General features: G+C 68.8%; 15 protein-coding genes and 1 pseudogene. 4 read left to right on the top strand and 12 right to left on the bottom strand.

Annotation, left to right across the window (positions count from 1 at the left end):
• Positions 1-113: 113 nt before the first annotated feature.
• Complete coding sequence (locus tag AB0M65_RS33995; protein ID WP_364037137.1) at positions 114-2891, bottom strand: DEAD/DEAH box helicase; 2778 nt, start codon at positions 2889-2891, stop codon at positions 114-116.
• A 571-nt stretch (positions 2892-3462) separates the two neighbouring features.
• Between AB0M65_RS33995 and AB0M65_RS33990 the strand changes: the two genes are divergently transcribed.
• Positions 3463-4050 (top strand): hypothetical protein, encoded by a 588-nt coding sequence (locus AB0M65_RS33990; RefSeq protein ID WP_364037134.1) that lies wholly within the window; start codon positions 3463-3465, stop codon positions 4048-4050.
• Here the strand turns inward: AB0M65_RS33990 and AB0M65_RS33985 are convergent.
• The 7 genes from AB0M65_RS33985 to AB0M65_RS33955 form a co-directional block, all read right to left on the bottom strand.
• The gene (locus AB0M65_RS33985; protein ID WP_364037131.1) at positions 4034-4909 is read right to left on the bottom strand and encodes a YegS/Rv2252/BmrU family lipid kinase; all 876 of its coding nucleotides are present in this window, start codon (positions 4907-4909) and stop codon (positions 4034-4036) included. The genes AB0M65_RS33990 and AB0M65_RS33985 overlap by 17 nt on opposite strands.
• Before the next feature lie 7 nt (positions 4910-4916).
• Positions 4917-5888 carry a twin-arginine translocase subunit TatC gene (tatC, locus tag AB0M65_RS33980; RefSeq protein WP_364037128.1) on the bottom strand — a complete coding sequence of 324 codons (972 nt, stop codon included), beginning with the start codon at positions 5886-5888 and terminating at the stop codon, positions 4917-4919.
• 136 nt (positions 5889-6024) lie between these two features.
• The gene (gene tatA / locus AB0M65_RS33975; RefSeq protein WP_364037125.1) at positions 6025-6363 is read right to left on the bottom strand and encodes a Sec-independent protein translocase subunit TatA; all 339 of its coding nucleotides are present in this window, start codon (positions 6361-6363) and stop codon (positions 6025-6027) included.
• A 37-nt stretch (positions 6364-6400) separates the two neighbouring features.
• A complete protein-coding gene (locus tag AB0M65_RS33970; RefSeq protein WP_364037122.1) occupies positions 6401-6610 on the bottom strand; it encodes a bacteriophage holin in 210 nt (69 codons plus the stop codon).
• A 9-nt stretch (positions 6611-6619) separates the two neighbouring features.
• A complete protein-coding gene (locus AB0M65_RS33965; RefSeq protein WP_364037119.1) occupies positions 6620-7597 on the bottom strand; it encodes a YafY family protein in 978 nt (325 codons plus the stop codon).
• Complete coding sequence (locus tag AB0M65_RS33960) at positions 7594-8574, bottom strand: WYL domain-containing protein (protein WP_364037116.1); 981 nt, start codon at positions 8572-8574, stop codon at positions 7594-7596. The genes AB0M65_RS33965 and AB0M65_RS33960 overlap by 4 nt, the downstream gene beginning before the upstream one ends.
• Positions 8575-8584: 10 nt before the next feature.
• Positions 8585-9016: a helix-turn-helix domain-containing protein gene (locus AB0M65_RS33955; RefSeq protein ID WP_364037113.1), complete on the bottom strand. Its 432-nt coding sequence runs from the start codon at positions 9014-9016 to the stop codon at positions 8585-8587.
• A 423-nt stretch (positions 9017-9439) separates the two neighbouring features.
• Here AB0M65_RS33955 and AB0M65_RS33950 point away from each other — a divergent pair, with 423 nt between their 5' ends.
• The gene (locus AB0M65_RS33950) at positions 9440-9886 is read left to right on the top strand and encodes an SRPBCC family protein (protein ID WP_364037110.1); all 447 of its coding nucleotides are present in this window, start codon (positions 9440-9442) and stop codon (positions 9884-9886) included.
• A gap of 9 nt (positions 9887-9895) precedes the next feature.
• Positions 9896-10594 (top strand): SDR family NAD(P)-dependent oxidoreductase, encoded by a 699-nt coding sequence (locus AB0M65_RS33945; RefSeq protein WP_364037107.1) that lies wholly within the window; start codon positions 9896-9898, stop codon positions 10592-10594.
• Here the strand turns inward: AB0M65_RS33945 and AB0M65_RS33940 are convergent.
• The 4 genes and pseudogenes from AB0M65_RS33940 to pafA form a co-directional block, all read right to left on the bottom strand.
• A complete protein-coding gene (locus AB0M65_RS33940) occupies positions 10591-11466 on the bottom strand; it encodes a TIGR03620 family F420-dependent LLM class oxidoreductase (protein WP_364037104.1) in 876 nt (291 codons plus the stop codon). The two genes, AB0M65_RS33945 and AB0M65_RS33940, sit on opposite strands and share 4 nt — an antisense overlap.
• Before the next feature lie 72 nt (positions 11467-11538).
• Positions 11539-11880 (bottom strand): metalloregulator ArsR/SmtB family transcription factor, encoded by a 342-nt coding sequence (locus AB0M65_RS33935; RefSeq protein WP_364037101.1) that lies wholly within the window; start codon positions 11878-11880, stop codon positions 11539-11541.
• A 12-nt stretch (positions 11881-11892) separates the two neighbouring features.
• Positions 11893-12930, bottom strand: a pseudogene (locus AB0M65_RS33930) (oxidoreductase).
• 82 nt (positions 12931-13012) lie between these two features.
• Positions 13013-14371, bottom strand: a complete 1359-nt coding sequence (gene pafA, locus AB0M65_RS33925; RefSeq protein ID WP_364037098.1) for a Pup--protein ligase — start codon at positions 14369-14371, stop codon at positions 13013-13015.
• A gap of 147 nt (positions 14372-14518) precedes the next feature.
• On the opposite strand from pafA, the gene AB0M65_RS33920 reads away from it, so the two are divergent.
• The gene (locus AB0M65_RS33920; protein ID WP_364037095.1) at positions 14519-15997 is read left to right on the top strand and encodes a phosphatase PAP2 family protein; all 1479 of its coding nucleotides are present in this window, start codon (positions 14519-14521) and stop codon (positions 15995-15997) included.
• Positions 15998-16117: the final 120 nt, after the last annotated feature.

The following is a 16117-nucleotide window of genomic DNA, read 5'->3' as shown; positions in this document are numbered from 1 at the left end:
TCTGCCTTGAAGCTCGCGAAGCAGACCTCACGACCTCAAGACAGAGACTCGGTCAAGCCATATTTGCCTTGACCCTCGTTAGAACCGTCTTTGCCACTCACGACCCAAGGTCGCTAGGCGCCCCCGGCCGCCACCACGCCCCGCCGCAGGGCCTTGACCGCGTCCGACGCGGCCGCACCGACCGGATCGGCCTTCCCGAGGACGTCACGGATCTGGTCCAGCAGGTCGATGACCTGCCGTGACCAGCGCACGAAGTCGCCGGCGGAGAGTTCCTGGCCGTTCGCCTCGGCGGCGGTGAGGACCTTCTCCAGCGATTCGCCCCGCGCCCAGCGGTAGACCGGCCACGCGAAACCGGCGTCGGGCTCGCGGGTGCGGTTTAGTTTGTGGCGCCGCTCGTCCTCGGTCAGTTCGACCCACAGCCGCGTGGTGGCCTGCCAGGCGTCGAGGACCTTGCCGGCGGGCAGCCGCGGCTCCCCCGCCGTGTCGCGCCGGGCCTCGAAGACCAGCGTCGAGACGACGGCGGCGAGTTCGGCGGGGGTGAGGTCCTTCCAGACGTCGTTCCGGATGCATTCGGCGGCCAGCAGATCGGACTCGCTGTAGAGACGGGTGAGCCGCTTGCCGTGTTCGGTCACGCGGTCCTCGCCGTCTCCCTTCGACTTCGGGCCGATGTAGCCGCGCTCGCCGAGCAGCCGCAGGATGCGATCGAAGGCGCGTGCGAGCGAGTGCGTGGTCGCGGCGACCTTGCGTTCCAGTTGCTCGGTCTCGGCCGAGAGCCGCTGGTACCGCTCGACCCAGCGCAGGTTCGCCTCGCGTTCGGCGAGTCCGTGGCACGGATGCGCGCGCAGTGCTTGCCGCAGCGAGGCCAGCTCACCGTCCTCATTGGCCCCGGCGCGGCGCTTTTGCCTGCCGGGCAAGGAGATTCCGGCGTTGCGAAGAGTCGCGGCGATGTCACGACGTGTCTTGGGCGAGCGCAGCTCGATTTGCTTCGGCAGCTTGATGTTGCCCAGGGCCTCGACCGGCGACGGGAAGTCGGACACCGAGAGCGGGCCGGACCAGCGGTCCTCGGTGACCACGACGGGCCGCGGTTCGCGGATCGGGTCGAGCCCCGGGTCGACGACGACCGCGAGCCCCGCGCGCCTGCCGGCGGGCACGGCGATGACGTCGCCCTTGCGGAGCTTCTCCAGCGACTCGGCCGTGCCTGCCCGGCGCGCGGAGGTGTTCTGCCGCGAGAGTGCCTTCTCCCGGGCCGAGATCTTCGCACGCAGCTCGACGTACTCGAGCATCTGGTCGAAGTCGCCGGTGATGGCCGAGGTGTAGCCCCGCAGGGCTTCCTTGTTCCGTTCGATCCGCCGCGCCATACCGACCACCGACCGGTCGGCCTGGAACTGCGCGAACGACTGTTCCAGCAGCTCACGGGCCGCCTCGGCGCCGACCTGGGCGACCAGGTTCACCGCCATGTTGTAACCCGGCCGGAACGACGAGCGCAGCGGGTACGTCCGGGTCGAGGCGAGGCCGCCGACCTGCTTCGGGTCGATCCCCGGCTGCCAAGCGACGACGGCGTGGCCCTCGACGTCGATCCCGCGCCGCCCGGCGCGCCCGGTGAGCTGCGTGTACTCCCCCGGCGTCAGGTCGACGTGCGCCTCGCCGTTGTACTTGACCAGCCGTTCCAGGACGACGGTGCGGGCGGGCATGTTGATGCCGAGCGCGAGCGTCTCGGTGGCGAACACGGCCTTCACCAGGCCCTGGACGAACAGCTCCTCGACGGTCTCCTTGAACGCCGGGAGCAGTCCGGCGTGGTGCCCGGCGATGCCGCGTTCGAGCGCCTCGCGCCACTCCCAGAAACCGAGGACGCCGAGGTCGCCTTCCGGCAGGTCCTTGGTGCGTTCGGCGACGATCCGCCGCACCTTCTCGACCTCTTCCGGCCCGTTGAGGCGCAGGCCGGACCGCACGCACTGGGCGACGGCGGCATCGCAGCCGGCGCGGGAGAAGATGAACACGATCGCCGGGAGCAGTCCGGCGCTGTCCAGGCGTTCGATGGTGTCGAGCCGGGACGGCGGCCGGAACCGCGGCATCCTGGACGGCGCCCCGCGACGCCCTCGCGGACCCCGCAGGCCCGCCGGGGCGAACGACCGGCCGACCTCTTCGGTACGCCGCAGCAGGCTGGGGTTGATCAGCAGCTCCGCCCCCGGCGCGTGCTCCTCCTGCCCGGCGAACAAGTCCATCAGCCGGTTGCCGACCAGCATGTGCTGCCACAGCGGCACCGGACGGTGTTCGTCGACGACGACCGAGGTGTCGCCGCGGACCTCGACAAGCCATTCGCCGAACTCCTCGGCGTTGCTCACCGTGGCGGACAAGCCGACCACGCGGACGTGCTCGGGCAGGTGGAGGATGACCTCTTCCCAGACCGCGCCGCGGAACCGGTCGGCGAGATAGTGGACCTCGTCCATCACGACGTAGGCGAGTTCGTCGATGGTCGACGATCCGGCGTAGAGCATGTTGCGCAGGACCTCGGTGGTCATGACCACGACCTGCGCGTTGCCGTTGATCGAGGTGTCACCGGTGAGCAGGCCGACGGCGTCCGCGCCGTAGCGGGCCACGAGATCGGCGTACTTCTGATTCGACAGCGCCTTGATGGGTGTCGTGTAGAAGCACTTGCGGCCCTTGGACAGGGCGAGGTGCACCGCGAATTCGCCGACCACGGTCTTCCCGGCGCCGGTGGGCGCGCAGACGAGCACGCCGTGTCCGTCTTCGAGCGCCTCGCAGCCACGGATCTGGAAGTCGTCGAACTCGAACGAAGCTTCCGCGGCGAACCGGGTCAGCTGGGGGTACTGAGCGCGGCGCTGGGAGGCTGCGTACGCCTCGGCCGGGGTCTGAGAAGGGCTGTTGACCACTTCGTCAGGGTTCCATACCCCACCGACAGTTCGCACTCGGTGTGACGATCCCGGGATGTTAGTGGTCGGGTGAAGTCGCGGGCGTTGTGGCGTAGTGCGGCGGCGATGTTGGTGTGTCCGTCGAGTCGGAGTGCGCTGATGATGAGGTTGCGTAGTCCGGCCATGATGCGGGGGGCGTTTCCGGTGCGGACCTGGGAGGTGTCTTCGCGGTAGGTGACGTCGCGGACCCAGTGCACTGCCGTCACGTGAGTTCCGCCTTCAAGCACGCGAGTTACGTCCCCAAGCACGCGAGTTACGTCTTCAAGCACGCGATGACGAGGCGAAGAACGTCAAACGGCAGGGCACGCGACGCCAGGTCGCGACGTCGCGCGTGCTTGAAGGCGGAACATGCGTGCTTGAGGGCGGAACTCGCGTGCTTGAGGGGGAAACATGCGTGCTTGAAGGCGGAACACGCCAGAATGCTGCGGATCTGGCCCGCCTGGGAGCTCTATCTCGGGAATTACACGGTCCCGGGAACGGTGTCCACCCCTGCCGCATCCAAGGGCCCGATTCGTGATCGGGAGGGGATGCCATGGAGATCGCTTGCCCGCAGTGCGCGCAGGTCGACCAGGTGCAGAGCGTGCCGGCGGTGTTCCAGGGCGGGCAGACCACCTACCGGGTGCAGGGGCCGATGACGGCCGTCCCGGCAGGCGACGGCGTGGTCTACACGGCGACGACGCACCGCGGGGTTTCGGTGACCGCGACGGCGGCCGCGCTCAACCCCTATCCGGTGCTCCGCGGCGGCGGCTGTTTCCTGGCACTGGCGCTCTTCATGCTGATTCCCGCGTTCGTGTTCGTCTCGTTCGCCACCGACGTGCTCGCCGAGAACCCCGCGCCGACGGCGGGCGGACGCGTCGGAGCGGCGATCGGGGCGTGGATCTTCCCCTTCGGCGCCTTCGCGCTGGTCGCGCTCTTCGCGGTGCTGTTCGTGCTCCGGCTGCGGCGCAACGCGCGGATCCGCCGAGGCGTCCCGGACGCGCTGGCCTACTGGCGGCAGGCGTGGTTCTGCCATCGGTGCGGTGGCGTGTTCTTCCCGCGTGGCGACCTGATGTCGGCCACGACGTTCCGTGGCCAGGTGTGGCGTGCGGGCGGCTACGCCGGTGTCAGCCGACGACGGTGAGCGCGCCGGGGACGCAGGTGATGTCGATCGGCAGCCTGCCCAGCGGTTCGCCGTCGGCGTAGACGGGCAGGTCGCTGCCGTCGAGGTGGATTTCGCTGGCTTTGAGGGTCCGCACCATCGGATGCGTGACGTGCTGCCCGGAGCGGACGCCGGGCAGCATCCGGAGCAGGTCGCGCCGGGTCGCGTTGCCCACGACAGTGACGTCGAACAGGCCGTCCTCGGGATCGGCGCCGGGACAGATCCGCATGCCGCCGCCGTAGAACGGCGTGTTGCCGACCGCGATCATGGTGGCGTCGAGTTCGAGGGTCTCGACCTCGGTGCGGAGCAGGACCGGCCGGGGCCGGAACGCGGCGAGTTCGGCGAAGATCGCGACGTCGTAGCGCCGCGGGCCCGGTGGCCAGCGCAGCCGGTTGGCGCGTTCGGTGACGAGGGCGTCGAACCCGCAGCACAGGACGGTGCCGAACCATTCGTCGCCGACCCGGCCGAGGTCGATCCGGCGGCGTTTCCCGGCGGCGAGTGCCCTCGCCAGCGCGTCGACGGCGGCGTGCGGTTCCCCAGGGATTCCGAGCGCCCTGGCGAAGTCGTTGCCGGTACCCGCGGGGACGACACCCAGCGCGACACCGGATTCGGCGCAAAACTGGATTCCTTCGTGTGCCGCCCCGTCACCGCCGAGGACGACGAGCAGGTCCAGCCCGGCCCCGCGCGAGCCGGTCATCAGCGCGCGGGATTCCTCGACCGTGTCGGCGACGAGGACGTCGAGCCGGTCGACGACGGGCCGAAGCCGCGCCGCGACCGACTCCATCAACCGTCCCGCGGCGCCGTTGCCGGACGCGGGGTGGACGGCCAGTGCCGCGTGCATCGCCGGATCAGGTGACGTCGTCGGTGCTGTTGCGCTTGCCACCGGTGGTGGTCGAGGGTTCGTCGTCGATCGAGCTCGGCGTGTAGTCGAACGGCGCGGCCTCGTCGTCGTCGAGCTTGTCCCAGCCTTCGGTGCCGCGGTCCTTGTCGAGTTTGCGGTCGTGGAAGCGCGCGATCTGGATGGAGATCTCCAGCAGCACGATCAGCGCGGCCGCCAGTCCGATCATCGAGAACGGATCCGAACCGGGCGTGGCGAAGGCGGCGAAGACGAACAGCACCATGATCAGGCCGCGGCGCCACTTCTTCAGCATCTGGTACTTCAGGACGCCGACCCGGTTCAGCATCACCACGAGCAGCGGGAGTTCGAAGCTGACCCCGAAGATCAGCAGCAGCGACAGGATGAACGAGATGTACTTGTCACCGGTGAGGGCGGTGATGAACTGGTCGCCACCGAAGTTCATCAGCAGTTCGAGAGCGTGCGGGATGAGCAGGTACGCGAGCACGGCGCCGGAGGCGAAGAGGATCGACGCGAAGAAGACGAAGGTGAGCGCGTACTTGCGCTCCTTCGAGTAAAGGCCGGGTGCGATGAACGCCCAGACCTGATAGAGCCACAGCGGCGCGAACAGCACCGCGCCCGCGGCGAGACCGACCTTCAGCTGGATCATGAAGGCTTCGAACGGCACTGTCTGGAGCAGCTGGCAATGGCCGGTCGGGGTACCACCGAGCCTGCGCTGCCAAGGGATTCCGCAGTACGGGCCGGTCATGATGTCGCCAAGCGACGGGATCGGGCCGACCTTGGTCTGGAACCAGAGGAAACCGAGGATCCCGCCGGTCACGATGGCGAGCAGTGCGAAGCCCAGACGGCGCCGGAACTCGTAGATGTGCTCGATGAGCGTCATCGTGCCGTCGGGGTTGCTCCGACGGCCGCGCTTGCGCCGCTTCGTGCCGCGGCGCTCCTCACCGGAGGCGGAATCCGCCACTGGACAGTCCGTTCTCGTCAGGGTCCACCATGAGCGCGCCGTGACTTCGGCGCGCTCATCCGCGAACAGGCTCCGCTTGTCTGGCTAGAAGCTGCTGGCTAGAAGCTTCTAGCTAAAAGCTGCTTGCCAAGAACGTTCAGCTGGCGTTCTTGTGCGCCTGCTCGGCCGGAGCGGGCGTGGCGGCCTGCTGCTTCTTGAGGTCGTCGAGCTGGCGCTGGAGGTCGGCGACCTGCTTGTCCTGCGCGGCATCGGCGGCGGCGGGCGCGGGCGTGGTGGCCTGCGGCAGCTGCTTGGTCTCGACCTCTTCGGTCTCGGCGGCCTTGTCCTTGTCCCCGGCCATGTCCTTGGTCTCGGCCTTGAAGATCTTCATGGACTTGCCGATGGACCGCGCGGCGTCCGGAAGCCTCTTGGCGCCGAACAGCAGGACAACGACGAGCACCAGGATGATGATGTGCCACGGCTGCAGCGCGTTCATCGTTTGCGGCCTCCTTCTCGAGTCTCTTGGTGTGATGTTACCGGTCTTCGGGCCCACGTCGTCGCTCGATCGCCACGCGAAGCGCGGCAGACCGGGCGCGAAGGAGCCCTGTCCGTTTTTGGGTGTTCGTAGCCACCATGCTCATCGTATGGGTGAGCACGCGCAAGACTCCGCGTAGCTTGATGAGCAAAATGAAGAGAGCGATCAGCCCGATGACGGCGAGCGCGATGCTCGGCAGGTACGACACGGCGTCACCTTACTGCTCGTAGGTTGACGCAAGGTGACGAGCCCGCGCCAGCGCGTCGGCCGCCCGTCGACGAACCGCCTCTCCGAGCGTGACCGGGCTCTCGACCTGCGCGTCTCCGCCAAGACCGAGGATCAGCCGGACCATCCACGACTCGTCGGCGTACCGCATCCGGATGCGCAGGCGCCCGCCGTCGAGCTCGTCGAGTTCGTCGCACGGGTAGTACTCGGCTACCCAGCGTTTGTCCGGGTCAAGGACGAGAACGGCTTCCTGCTGATCGGGACGAAGCCGGAAAACGCCGTCGGAGATGTCGGTCGGCCGGGCGTGCGCCGGCGGCACGGCGGGCTCGTCGAGCACGGTGAGTTCGTCGATGCGATCCAGCCGGAACAGCCGGACGTCTTCAGCGCGGCGGCACCACGCTTCGAGGTAGCCGACGGCCTGGACGATGAGCAACCGCATCGGGTCGACGGTGCGCTCGGTGATTTCGTCCTTGGACGCGGTGTAGTACCGGATCCGCAGCGCGCGCTTCGCGGTCAGGGCGGCTCGGACGGCTTCGCGGGTGCTGGCTGTCTTCTTGCCTTCGCGGACTCCGCCGCCGACGACGACTCCGGACGGCTGGGCCTGACCTGCCGCGGCCTCGATCTTCGCGATGGCACGGCGGACGGCGTCCGCGTCGACCACACCGGGCGTCTCGGCCAGTGCGCGCAGGGCGACGAGCATCGCCGTCGCCTCACCGCCGGTGAGGCGCAAGGGGCGGTTCATCCCGGCGTCGTGGGTGACGACAATCGTGTCGCCTTCGAAGGACAGGTCGATCAGGTCGCCGGGGCCGTAGCCGGGCAGCCCGCACATCCAGAGCAGTTCGAGGTCCTTGCGGAGCTGCTTGGGCGTGACGTCGAAATCGTGGGCGGCGTCGGTGATCTTGATACCGGGCCGGGCGAGCAGGTATGGCACGAGCGCGAGCAGGCGCGGCATCCGCCCGGTGGCGCTCATCGGGCACCACCGGCGTGCGCGATGGCCTCGAGGCGGCTGAAGACGGACTTCGCGAGGACTTCCGGTTCGAGCACCAGGATGTCCGGGCCGTGGGCGGTGAGCCAGTCGGCGGCGGATTCGGGGTAGTACAGCTCGATCTCCACGAGGTCGCCTTCTTCTCCCCCGGCGTCGCTGCGGCCGACGACACGGCCTCGGCGGCGGACCCCGGCGGCCCGGCCGTCGGCGACCCAGACGCTGGCGGTGGTCGCCGCGGACGGGTCCTCGGTGCTGCTGGCCGAAACCATCCGCAGGAGGTTGACTCCGTCCGGTCGTTCGACGACGCCGGGTTTCCCGACGGGCTCGACCTTCCCGGTGACGCGGGAGAGCCGGAAACAGCGGGACGCCCCGCGGTCGCGGTCGTGCCCGACGACGTACCAGCGGGCGCGCCAGGACACCACACCCCAGGGTTCGAGGGTGCGGATCTTGCGTTCGGCCGAACCACTGCGCCGGTACTCGAAGCGCACCGCCTGCCCGGCCTGGACGGCGGCGAGCAGCGGGCCGAACGCGGATTCGGCGCGGACGCGGGGCTCGACGACGGTTGGGGCGTTGTCGTCCACCTCGACCCCGGCGGCGCGGAGTTTCACCAGCGCGCCCTGTGCCTCACCGGTCAGTTCCGGCGAGTCCCAGAGCCGGACGGCGAGGCCGACGGCGGTCGCTTCGTCGGGCGCGAGGTCGATTTCACCGAGTTCGTAGTCGCGGCGTGCGATGCGGTAGCCGTCGATCCCGTCGAAGGCGGAATTGCGGCCGGTCTCCAGCGGGATGCCGAGTTCGCGCAGTTCGGTTTTGTCGCGCTCGAACATGCGGAAGTAGGCCTCGTCGCTGGCCGCGTCGGCGTACCCGGGCACGATCCCCCGGATCCGCTCGGCGGTGAGGTACTGCCGGGTGGACAGGAGGGCGAGGACCAGGTTGACCAATCGTTCGGCGCGTGCGGTGGACACCCGGGTAACCCTAGCCCTCGCCGTCCGCCCCGATGGTGACAGCCGCCGATCGCGCGTCGTAACCGTCCCTGGCGGCGTCGACCTCGTCGAAATGCGTCTCCGCCCACTCCTTGATCCCGGCCACCAGCCGCAGGAGGCTCCGGCCGAGATCGGTGAGTTCGTAGTCGACGCGGACCGGTACACACGGCGTGACGGTCCGGGTCAGCAGGCCGTCCCGTTCCAGTGCCCGCAGGGTCTGGGTGAGCATCTTCTGGCTGACACCCGCGATGCGGCGCGAGAGGTCGCTGTAGCGCTGGGGTCCGTCGCCGAGTGCGACGAGGATGAGGCTGACCCATTTGCCCGAGACCTCGTCGAGCAGCTTCCGGGCCGGGCAGGCCGCGAGATAGGCGTCGTAGGTCTGCTTCTCGTCGTTCCGCCGTTCTTGTGCCGTGCGTGTGACCACGGTTCGCCGTACCTCCGCGTGGGTTGGACACCTCGAGGTGCGTACTTCCCGATGGAGAGTAACTCCCCATAGGTTTGCTCGAAACGACCCTTGGGAGGAAAACGACGCGCGCGGTGGTGGTCCACCGGTTCGGTGGCCCGGAGGTACTGGAGTTCGCCGAGGTGCCGGTGTCACCAGTTTCGCGCCGGGCGACGCCGCCGCTCCGGCGTCCGTGTCCACAGTGGAGGCCGCGACCCTGCCGCTGAACGGCGCCGCGCTGGGTTGGCGGACGACGGCGCGCTGACTCTGCGGGTCGCGGGCACCTTTCCCTTGGGCGAGGCGGTGAAGGCAGATGAACACTTGGCCGCGGGCGGCTCCGCGGCCGCCTCGTCCTGACCAACGAATAAGTTGACGCTTAATTAAGGCTGAGGTTATCTTCGCCCGATGGACAGCGAAGAGACCCTGCTCGAACTCCGGCGCGAGTACCCGGATCCCATCGACGACGTCTGGTCGGCGCTCACCGAATCCGATCGCATGGCGCGCTGGATCGGTACGTGGACGGGTGAGGCCGGGGTCGGCAACACGATCATGCTGTTGATGACCGCGGAGGAGGGCTCCGAACCGGGACCCGCCGTCATCCGCGAATGCGATCCGCCGAAACGGCTGGTCGTGGAGCTGGACGTGCCCGGCCAGCCGGCGTGGCGGATTGAATTGACCTTGACCCCGCGAGGCGCGGGCACGGTACTCGACTTCGCGCACCGGATGCCCAAGTCCGAGTGGGATGCCTCGGACATCCTCAAGGGCTGGCACTTCTACCTCGACCGGCTCGGCGCCGCCCTCATCGGTGAACCGGTACCCCAGTGGGACACCTACACGCCGCCCGCCGAATAGCTTGGAGGTATGAACGATCGAGTACTGCTGATCACCGGCGCCTCCAGAGGGCTCGGCGAAGCCACCGCACGCCGGGCCGCGGCCGCCGGATACCGGCTCGCGTTGCTCTCCCGCGACCGCGAGGCGCTACTCCCCCTCGTCGCCGAGTTCGGCGAGGACCGCGCCCTCGCGCTCGCCGTGGACGTCACCGAGTGGAGTTCGCTGTCGTCCGCCGTCGAGACGGTGAAAGAGACCTTCGGACGGCTGGACGCGGTGTTCGCCAATGCCGGACAGAGTGTCGTGGTGTCGTTCTTCGGCGACGGCGGAGCGGAACCCGAGCAGTGGCGGGACATGGTGCTGACCAACGTCTACGGCACCGCGCTCACCGCACGGGCGACCCTGCCGTCGCTGGCCGAGTCGAAGGGGCACCTGGTGCTCACCGGTTCGGTTGCCGGGCGGTACCACCGGCCCGGCAACCTCTACTCGGCGACGAAATGGGCCGTGACCGGGCTCGCCGGATCCATCCGCGAGGAAGCCGTCGGCACCGGCGTCCGGGTCACCGTGGTGCAACCGGGCCTGGTCGACACCACGATGATCCCCGAGGACGCGAAAGGTAAGCCGAAGCTCGAACCCGACGACATCGCGCGGGCGGTGCTTTACGCGCTGGAGCAACCGCCCTCGGTCGACGTCAACGAGATCGTGGTCCGCCCGACCGGGCAGGTCCGTTAGCCCGCGACGCGGTGAGGCAGCAGTGCTTCGGCCAGCCGCCGCCAATGCGGCATGGCCGACTCACCCGGCGCGACGCCGATGACCTGGACTCCGACGTGGTCGGCTCCGGCGTCCAGGTGGCCGCGTAGTTTCGCGGTGACGGTGTCGAGGTCACCCCAGAACACCAGGTCGTCGACGAGCCGGTCGCTGCCATGGCCGTTGTCGATGTCGGTTTCGGTGTAGCCGAGGCGGAGGAACTTCGCGACGTTGTACTCCGACGTCAGGTACACGTGCAGGTGCTCGCGGGCGATCTCACGCGCCTTGGCGGGATCCGTCTCGAACAGCACGGCGTGCTCGACGCCGAGGAAGGCCTTGTCCCCCAGCACTTCCCTCGCCTTGGCGGTGTGCTCCACGGTCACGTGGTAAGTGTGCGCGCCCTCGGACCGGTCACGCGCGAGTCCGAGCATCTTCGGTCCGTACGCGGCCAGCAGGCGCCGGATCGGCGCGGCGGGCAGTGGGTTGGCGCTGGTGACCGCGTCGAATTCGTCGAGGTAGTCGCTCATCGCCCGCAACGGCTTGACGCCGGGACGCGCGCCGCCGAAGCCGAGCCCCAGGACGTGCCGGTCCGGATAGGCGTCGGCCAGCAGGAGCGCCGCGCCGCGGGTCCAGCGTGCCCCGCGGGACTCGATCCGCGCGATCCCGTTGACGACGGCGATGCGTTCGGTGGACGCCAGCAGGAATCCGGCGTGGGTCAGCGCCTCGCGGCCGTCCCGTTCCGGGATCCAGATCGCGGGCCAGCCGAGTTCTTCCAGCTCCTGGACCGAATCCCGCAGCAAGCTCGCCGGCTGCTCCTCGAAGTCGAACGTCCAGACACCGAATCGCCCCAGTTCCATCTGTCTCTCCTCACGTCGAAGTCCAACATATCGAAGTATCGCAGAATCTCGATATGTTATTCCCGGTGAGGTTCAGATGGACCGTCCGAGCAGGTCGACGAGCTGCGCGATCCGCTGTTCGTCACGGCGGTAGTGGGTCCACTTCCCCACTCGCGTGGACTTCACGAGCCCGGCACGCTGCAGCAAGGCCAGGTACGCGGACACCGTGGACTGCGCGAGCCCCAGCTTTTCCTGGAGGTGGCTCACGCAGACGCCGACCTCGTTCTGGTCGGCGATCGCGTTCTCCGGCGGGAAGTGCCGGTCGGGCTCGCGCAGCCACCCGAGCACCTGGAGCCGGATCGGGTTGGCGAGCGCCTTCAGCACCTCGACCAGATGCTCGGTGGTGTCCGGCAGGGGTTCGGCTTGTGCGGTCATGGTCCTTCGAGCTTAAACCCCGGCGAGCCGGGCGGCCCTGCCCTTCGCGCCGCTGGCCCAGCACGCACCGCGTGCGCAGTCGACGGAGTCGAGGGAACCGGTGTCGAAGGACTTCCAGTGCCGTCCGCCGTCCGGGCTCAGATCGCTTCCGCCGGGGCCGACGGCGAGGACCGTGTTCCCCAGCCACGCCAGACCGGAGCGGTAACCGACAGGCGCCTCCGACGGGGTTCGCCAAGTGCGTCCCTTGTCCGCGCTGAGCGCGACCGCGGGGCCGGGCGCGGTCGGTGCCGCGTAGTCGCCGCCGATGGCGACGCCGTGGCGCGGATCCCGGAACGTCACCGAGAAGACCCCGGCCGAAGCTCCGCTGGGCAACGGGGTGTCGGCGGCTTCCCACGTCCGCCCGCCGTCACCGGAATGCAGGACACGGGCGCGGGCCCCGCCACCGGTCGCGATCCAGGCGTCGCGAGGGCCCGACGTGGTCAGGCATTGACCACTGGCAGCGAATCCGGACTCGCCGTCCAGCGCGGGGACCATCCCCTCGGCGGGCACGGGCTTCCACGTACGGCCACCGTCCGAAGTGGACCGCAGGCGGAACTTGCCGTCGACCGGGTCACTCATCGCGAGACCGCGGTGGTGGTCGAAGAACGCGATGCAGTCGTAGAAGGCGGTGGGCTCACTGTTCTGGAAGGACAGTCACCAGCTCTTTCCGCCGTCATCGGTGCGGTAGACGCGGGACGCGTCACCGGGCCCGATGGACAGGGCGACGGCGTGATCGGCGTCGAAGGCTTCGATGTCACGGAAGTCGAGCGCCGCGGTGCCGGGCGGCGCGACGGCCTTCCAGCTGCGGCCGCGGTCGGTGGTGCGCAGGATCGTGCCCTTGCTGCCGCTGACCCACGCCGTCTTCGAGTCCACCGCGGACAGACCGCGCAACTGCGCGTCCGTGCCGGTCGGGGTGTCCGTCCACGTGGGATCGGGACAGGGGTCCGCCTGCGCGACACCGGAGAACGCCAACGGGACGATCGCTCCCAGCAGGACCAGCAACGCACGCATCGGCGTACCTCTCCCTCGAAGATCCGTGAGGGCCACCTTAAGGGACTTCGGGTCCCTCGAGATGGCCCTCACGGAGCAACTTTCAGAGCGAGGAGATGAGCCGTTCGACGCGTTCGTCCACCGAACGGAACGGGTCCTTGCACAGCACGGTCCGCTGCGCCTGGTCGTTCAGCTTCAGATGCACCCAGTCCACGGTGAAGTCACGACCGGCGGCCTGCGCGGCGGCGATGAAGTCACCACGCAGCTTCGCCCGCGTGGTCTGCGGCGGGGTGTCCTTGGCGACCTCGATCTCGCCGTCTTCGGTGACCCGGCGGACCAGCGCCTTGCGCTGCAGCAGGTCGAAGATGCCACGGCCACGCCGGATGTCGTGGTAGGCCAGGTCGATCTGCGCGATCCGCGGGCTCGACAGGTCGAGGTCGTGCTTGGCGCGATAGCGCTCGACCAGCCGGTGCTTGATCGCCCAGTCGATCTCGGTGTCGATCTTGCTGAAGTCCTGCTCCTCGACGGCCTCGAGCGCCCGGCCCCACAGCTCGACGACCCGCTCGGACTGCGGCGAGGAACCGGTCTCCTTGACGTGCTGGACGGCGCGGGCGTGGTACTCGCGCTGGATGTCCAGCGCTGACGCCTCACGGCCGCCTGCCAGCCGCACCTGGCGGCGGCCGGTGAGGTCGTGACTGATCTCGCGAATCGCCCTTATCGGGTTGTCCAGCGTGAAGTCGCGGAACTGGACGCCTGCCTCGATCATCTCCAGCACCAGGTTCGCCGAGCCGACCTTCAGCAACGTCGTCGGCTCGGCCATGTTCGAGTCGCCGACGATCACGTGCAGGCGTCGGTACCGCTCGGCGTCGGCATGCGGCTCGTCGCGGGTGTTGATGATCGGGCGCGAACGCGTGGTCGCGCTGGAGACGCCTTCCCAGATGTGTTCCGCTCGCTGGGACAGGCAGTACACCGCGCCGCGTGGCGTCTGCAGTACCTTGCCCGCACCACAGATCAGCTGCCTGGTCACCAGGAACGGCAGCAGTACGTCCGCGATCCGGGAGAACTCGCCGGCACGGGTCACGAGGTAGTTCTCGTGACAGCCGTAGGAGTTGCCCGCCGAGTCGGTGTTGTTCTTGAACAGGAAGATGTCGCCGCCAATGCCCTCGTCCGCCAGCCGTCGCTCCGCGTCGACCAGGAGATCCTCCAGGATCCGCTCGCCTGCCTTGTCATGCGTGACGAGCTGGACGAGGTCGTCGCATTCGGCCGTGGCGTATTCCGGGTGGGAGCCCACGTCGAGATAGAGCCGGGAGCCGTTCGACAGGAAGACGTTCGACGAACGTCCCCAGGACACGACACGCCGAAACAGGTAACGCGCCACTTCGTCCGGGGAGAGCCTGCGTTGCCCGTGAAAGGTGCACGTGACCCCGAACTCGGTCTCGATGCCAAAGATCCGCCGCTGCATCCCACCAGAGTAGGCGGTGAGGACCCGCTGAAGGTGCGCCGTTCGGGCGTCGACACGCGGTCGGTACGTTGCGTTCGGTGAATGGTGTGCGAATAGTCCCGATCGGGTATCACGCACATGACACCCCGACCCGGAAGCGGTGAAACCGTGTTAAAGCAGCTCAAGCGCCCTTTCCGCAAGGTCGGGAGCACCGACCGGCGGCTGATGGGCCGTAGCGCGGCGCTACCGATGACCAGAGCCGACGACGTGATCACGTCGCTCTCGAAAAGTGCGGACAAATCCAAGCTCTGGTGGTGTGTCGCGATCCTGCTGGCCACCAAGAAAGGTCCGACACGCCGGGGCGCGCTCCGCGGTGTGGCCGCCATCGCCGGCGCGAGCGCGGCGGCGAACCTGATCGGCAAACCCCTGTTCCCCCGCCGTCGTCCCGCAGCCGAACAGGTGCCGATGCACCGGCGCCTCGTCCGCCGTCCGACGTCGTCGTCGTTCCCGTCCGGCCACTCGGCGTCCGCGGCGGCCTTCGTCACGGCCGTGGCGATGGAGTCGCCCAAAACCGGCGCGGCCCTCGTGCCGCTGGCCGCCGCCGTGGCGTATTCGCGGGTCCACACCGGGGTCCACTGGCCCAGCGACGTCGGCGTGGGAATCGGCATCGGCGTCGGCGCGGGACTGCTCACCCGGCACTGGTGGCCGCTGAACCCCGACGTCCCCGGCCTCACGGCGCACACCGCCGACGCGCCGGAGATGCGCGACGGCGAGGACATGCTCGTCCTGGTCAACCCGCATTCGGGAATCGACGGCCACGACCCGACCGACGAAGCCCGCTTCGCCTGGCCCAAGGCGACCATCCTGTATCCGGACCCCAAGCGGGACCTGCGGGAACAGCTCGTCGACGAGATCACCGCCCGCGACAACACCGTCCGCGCGCTCGGCGTCGCCGGCGGTGACGGGACGGTCGCCGCGGTGGCCTCCGTCGCGGCCGACCACGACCTGCCGCTCGCGCTCATCCCGGCCGGCACCCTCAACCACTTCGCCCGCGACGTCGGCATGCGCTCGATGCCCGACGCCGATGCCGCGACCGCGGCAGGCAACGCTGTCGGGGTCGACCTCGGCGAGGTCGAGATCAACGACGACGATGACCACCGCCACTTCGTCAACACCGCCAGCCTCGGCGGCTACCCGGAAATGGTGCGGATACGGGAAAGGCTGCAGAAGCGGCACCCGAAGTGGCCGTCCGCCGCGATCGCGCTGGCCCGCACGCTTCGGCGCGCGAAGCCGCTTGAAGTGACCCTGAACGGCAAGAACACGAGCATCTGGCTGCTGTTCGTCGGCAACGGCACCTACGCGCCGAAGGGCTTCGCGCCCTCGCACCGACCGGCACTGGACACCGGCCTGCTCGACGTGCGTTACCTGCGTGCCGACCTGCCGTACTCGCGTGCCCGGTTCATCCTCGCCACGATCACGAACACCCTCAACGCCAGCCACGTCTACCAGGAACTCGACGTCCCGGAACTCCACGTCCGGCTGCTCAACGGCAACCGCCGCGTGGCCACCGACGGCGAGGTCGGCCCACTCGGCCACGACTTCCGCTTCCGGTCGAGGCCCAGCGCGCTGACCATCTACCGGAACTAGTGTCTGGCAAATCTGTTCGTTGGGGTTAGGGCGTGTCTGGCAAATCTGTTCGATGGGGTTCGTGATCCAGGTGGTTCCTGGTGGTGTGGGCCCTTCGGCCTCGTACCGGGTCGTACTCGG

The sequence above is a fragment of the Amycolatopsis sp. NPDC051071 genome (assembly GCF_040682875.1).
In the GTDB taxonomy this organism is placed as follows: Bacteria; Actinomycetota; Actinomycetes; order Mycobacteriales; family Pseudonocardiaceae; genus Amycolatopsis.
The sequence above is the reverse complement of the archived record's forward strand: the minus strand, read 5'-3'. Positions and strand labels throughout refer to the sequence as shown.

What these genes read in the sequence shown, in the direction of transcription:
- AB0M65_RS33990 (WP_364037134.1), top strand. Translation starts at nt 3,463, where the DNA reads ATGGAGATCGCTTGCCCGCAGTGCGCGCAGGTCGACCAGGTGCAGAGC.
- AB0M65_RS33985 (WP_364037131.1), bottom strand. Translation starts at nt 4,909, where the DNA reads ATGCACGCGGCACTGGCCGTCCACCCCGCGTCCGGCAACGGCGCCGCG.
- tatA (WP_364037125.1), bottom strand. Translation starts at nt 6,363, where the DNA reads ATGAACGCGCTGCAGCCGTGGCACATCATCATCCTGGTGCTCGTCGTT.
- AB0M65_RS33965 (WP_364037119.1), bottom strand. Translation starts at nt 7,597, where the DNA reads ATGAGCGCCACCGGGCGGATGCCGCGCCTGCTCGCGCTCGTGCCATAC.
- AB0M65_RS33950 (WP_364037110.1), top strand. Translation starts at nt 9,440, where the DNA reads ATGGACAGCGAAGAGACCCTGCTCGAACTCCGGCGCGAGTACCCGGAT.
- AB0M65_RS33945 (WP_364037107.1), top strand. Translation starts at nt 9,896, where the DNA reads ATGAACGATCGAGTACTGCTGATCACCGGCGCCTCCAGAGGGCTCGGC.
- AB0M65_RS33940 (WP_364037104.1), bottom strand. Translation starts at nt 11,466, where the DNA reads ATGGAACTGGGGCGATTCGGTGTCTGGACGTTCGACTTCGAGGAGCAG.
- AB0M65_RS33935 (WP_364037101.1), bottom strand. Translation starts at nt 11,880, where the DNA reads ATGACCGCACAAGCCGAACCCCTGCCGGACACCACCGAGCATCTGGTC.
- pafA (WP_364037098.1), bottom strand. Translation starts at nt 14,371, where the DNA reads ATGCAGCGGCGGATCTTTGGCATCGAGACCGAGTTCGGGGTCACGTGC.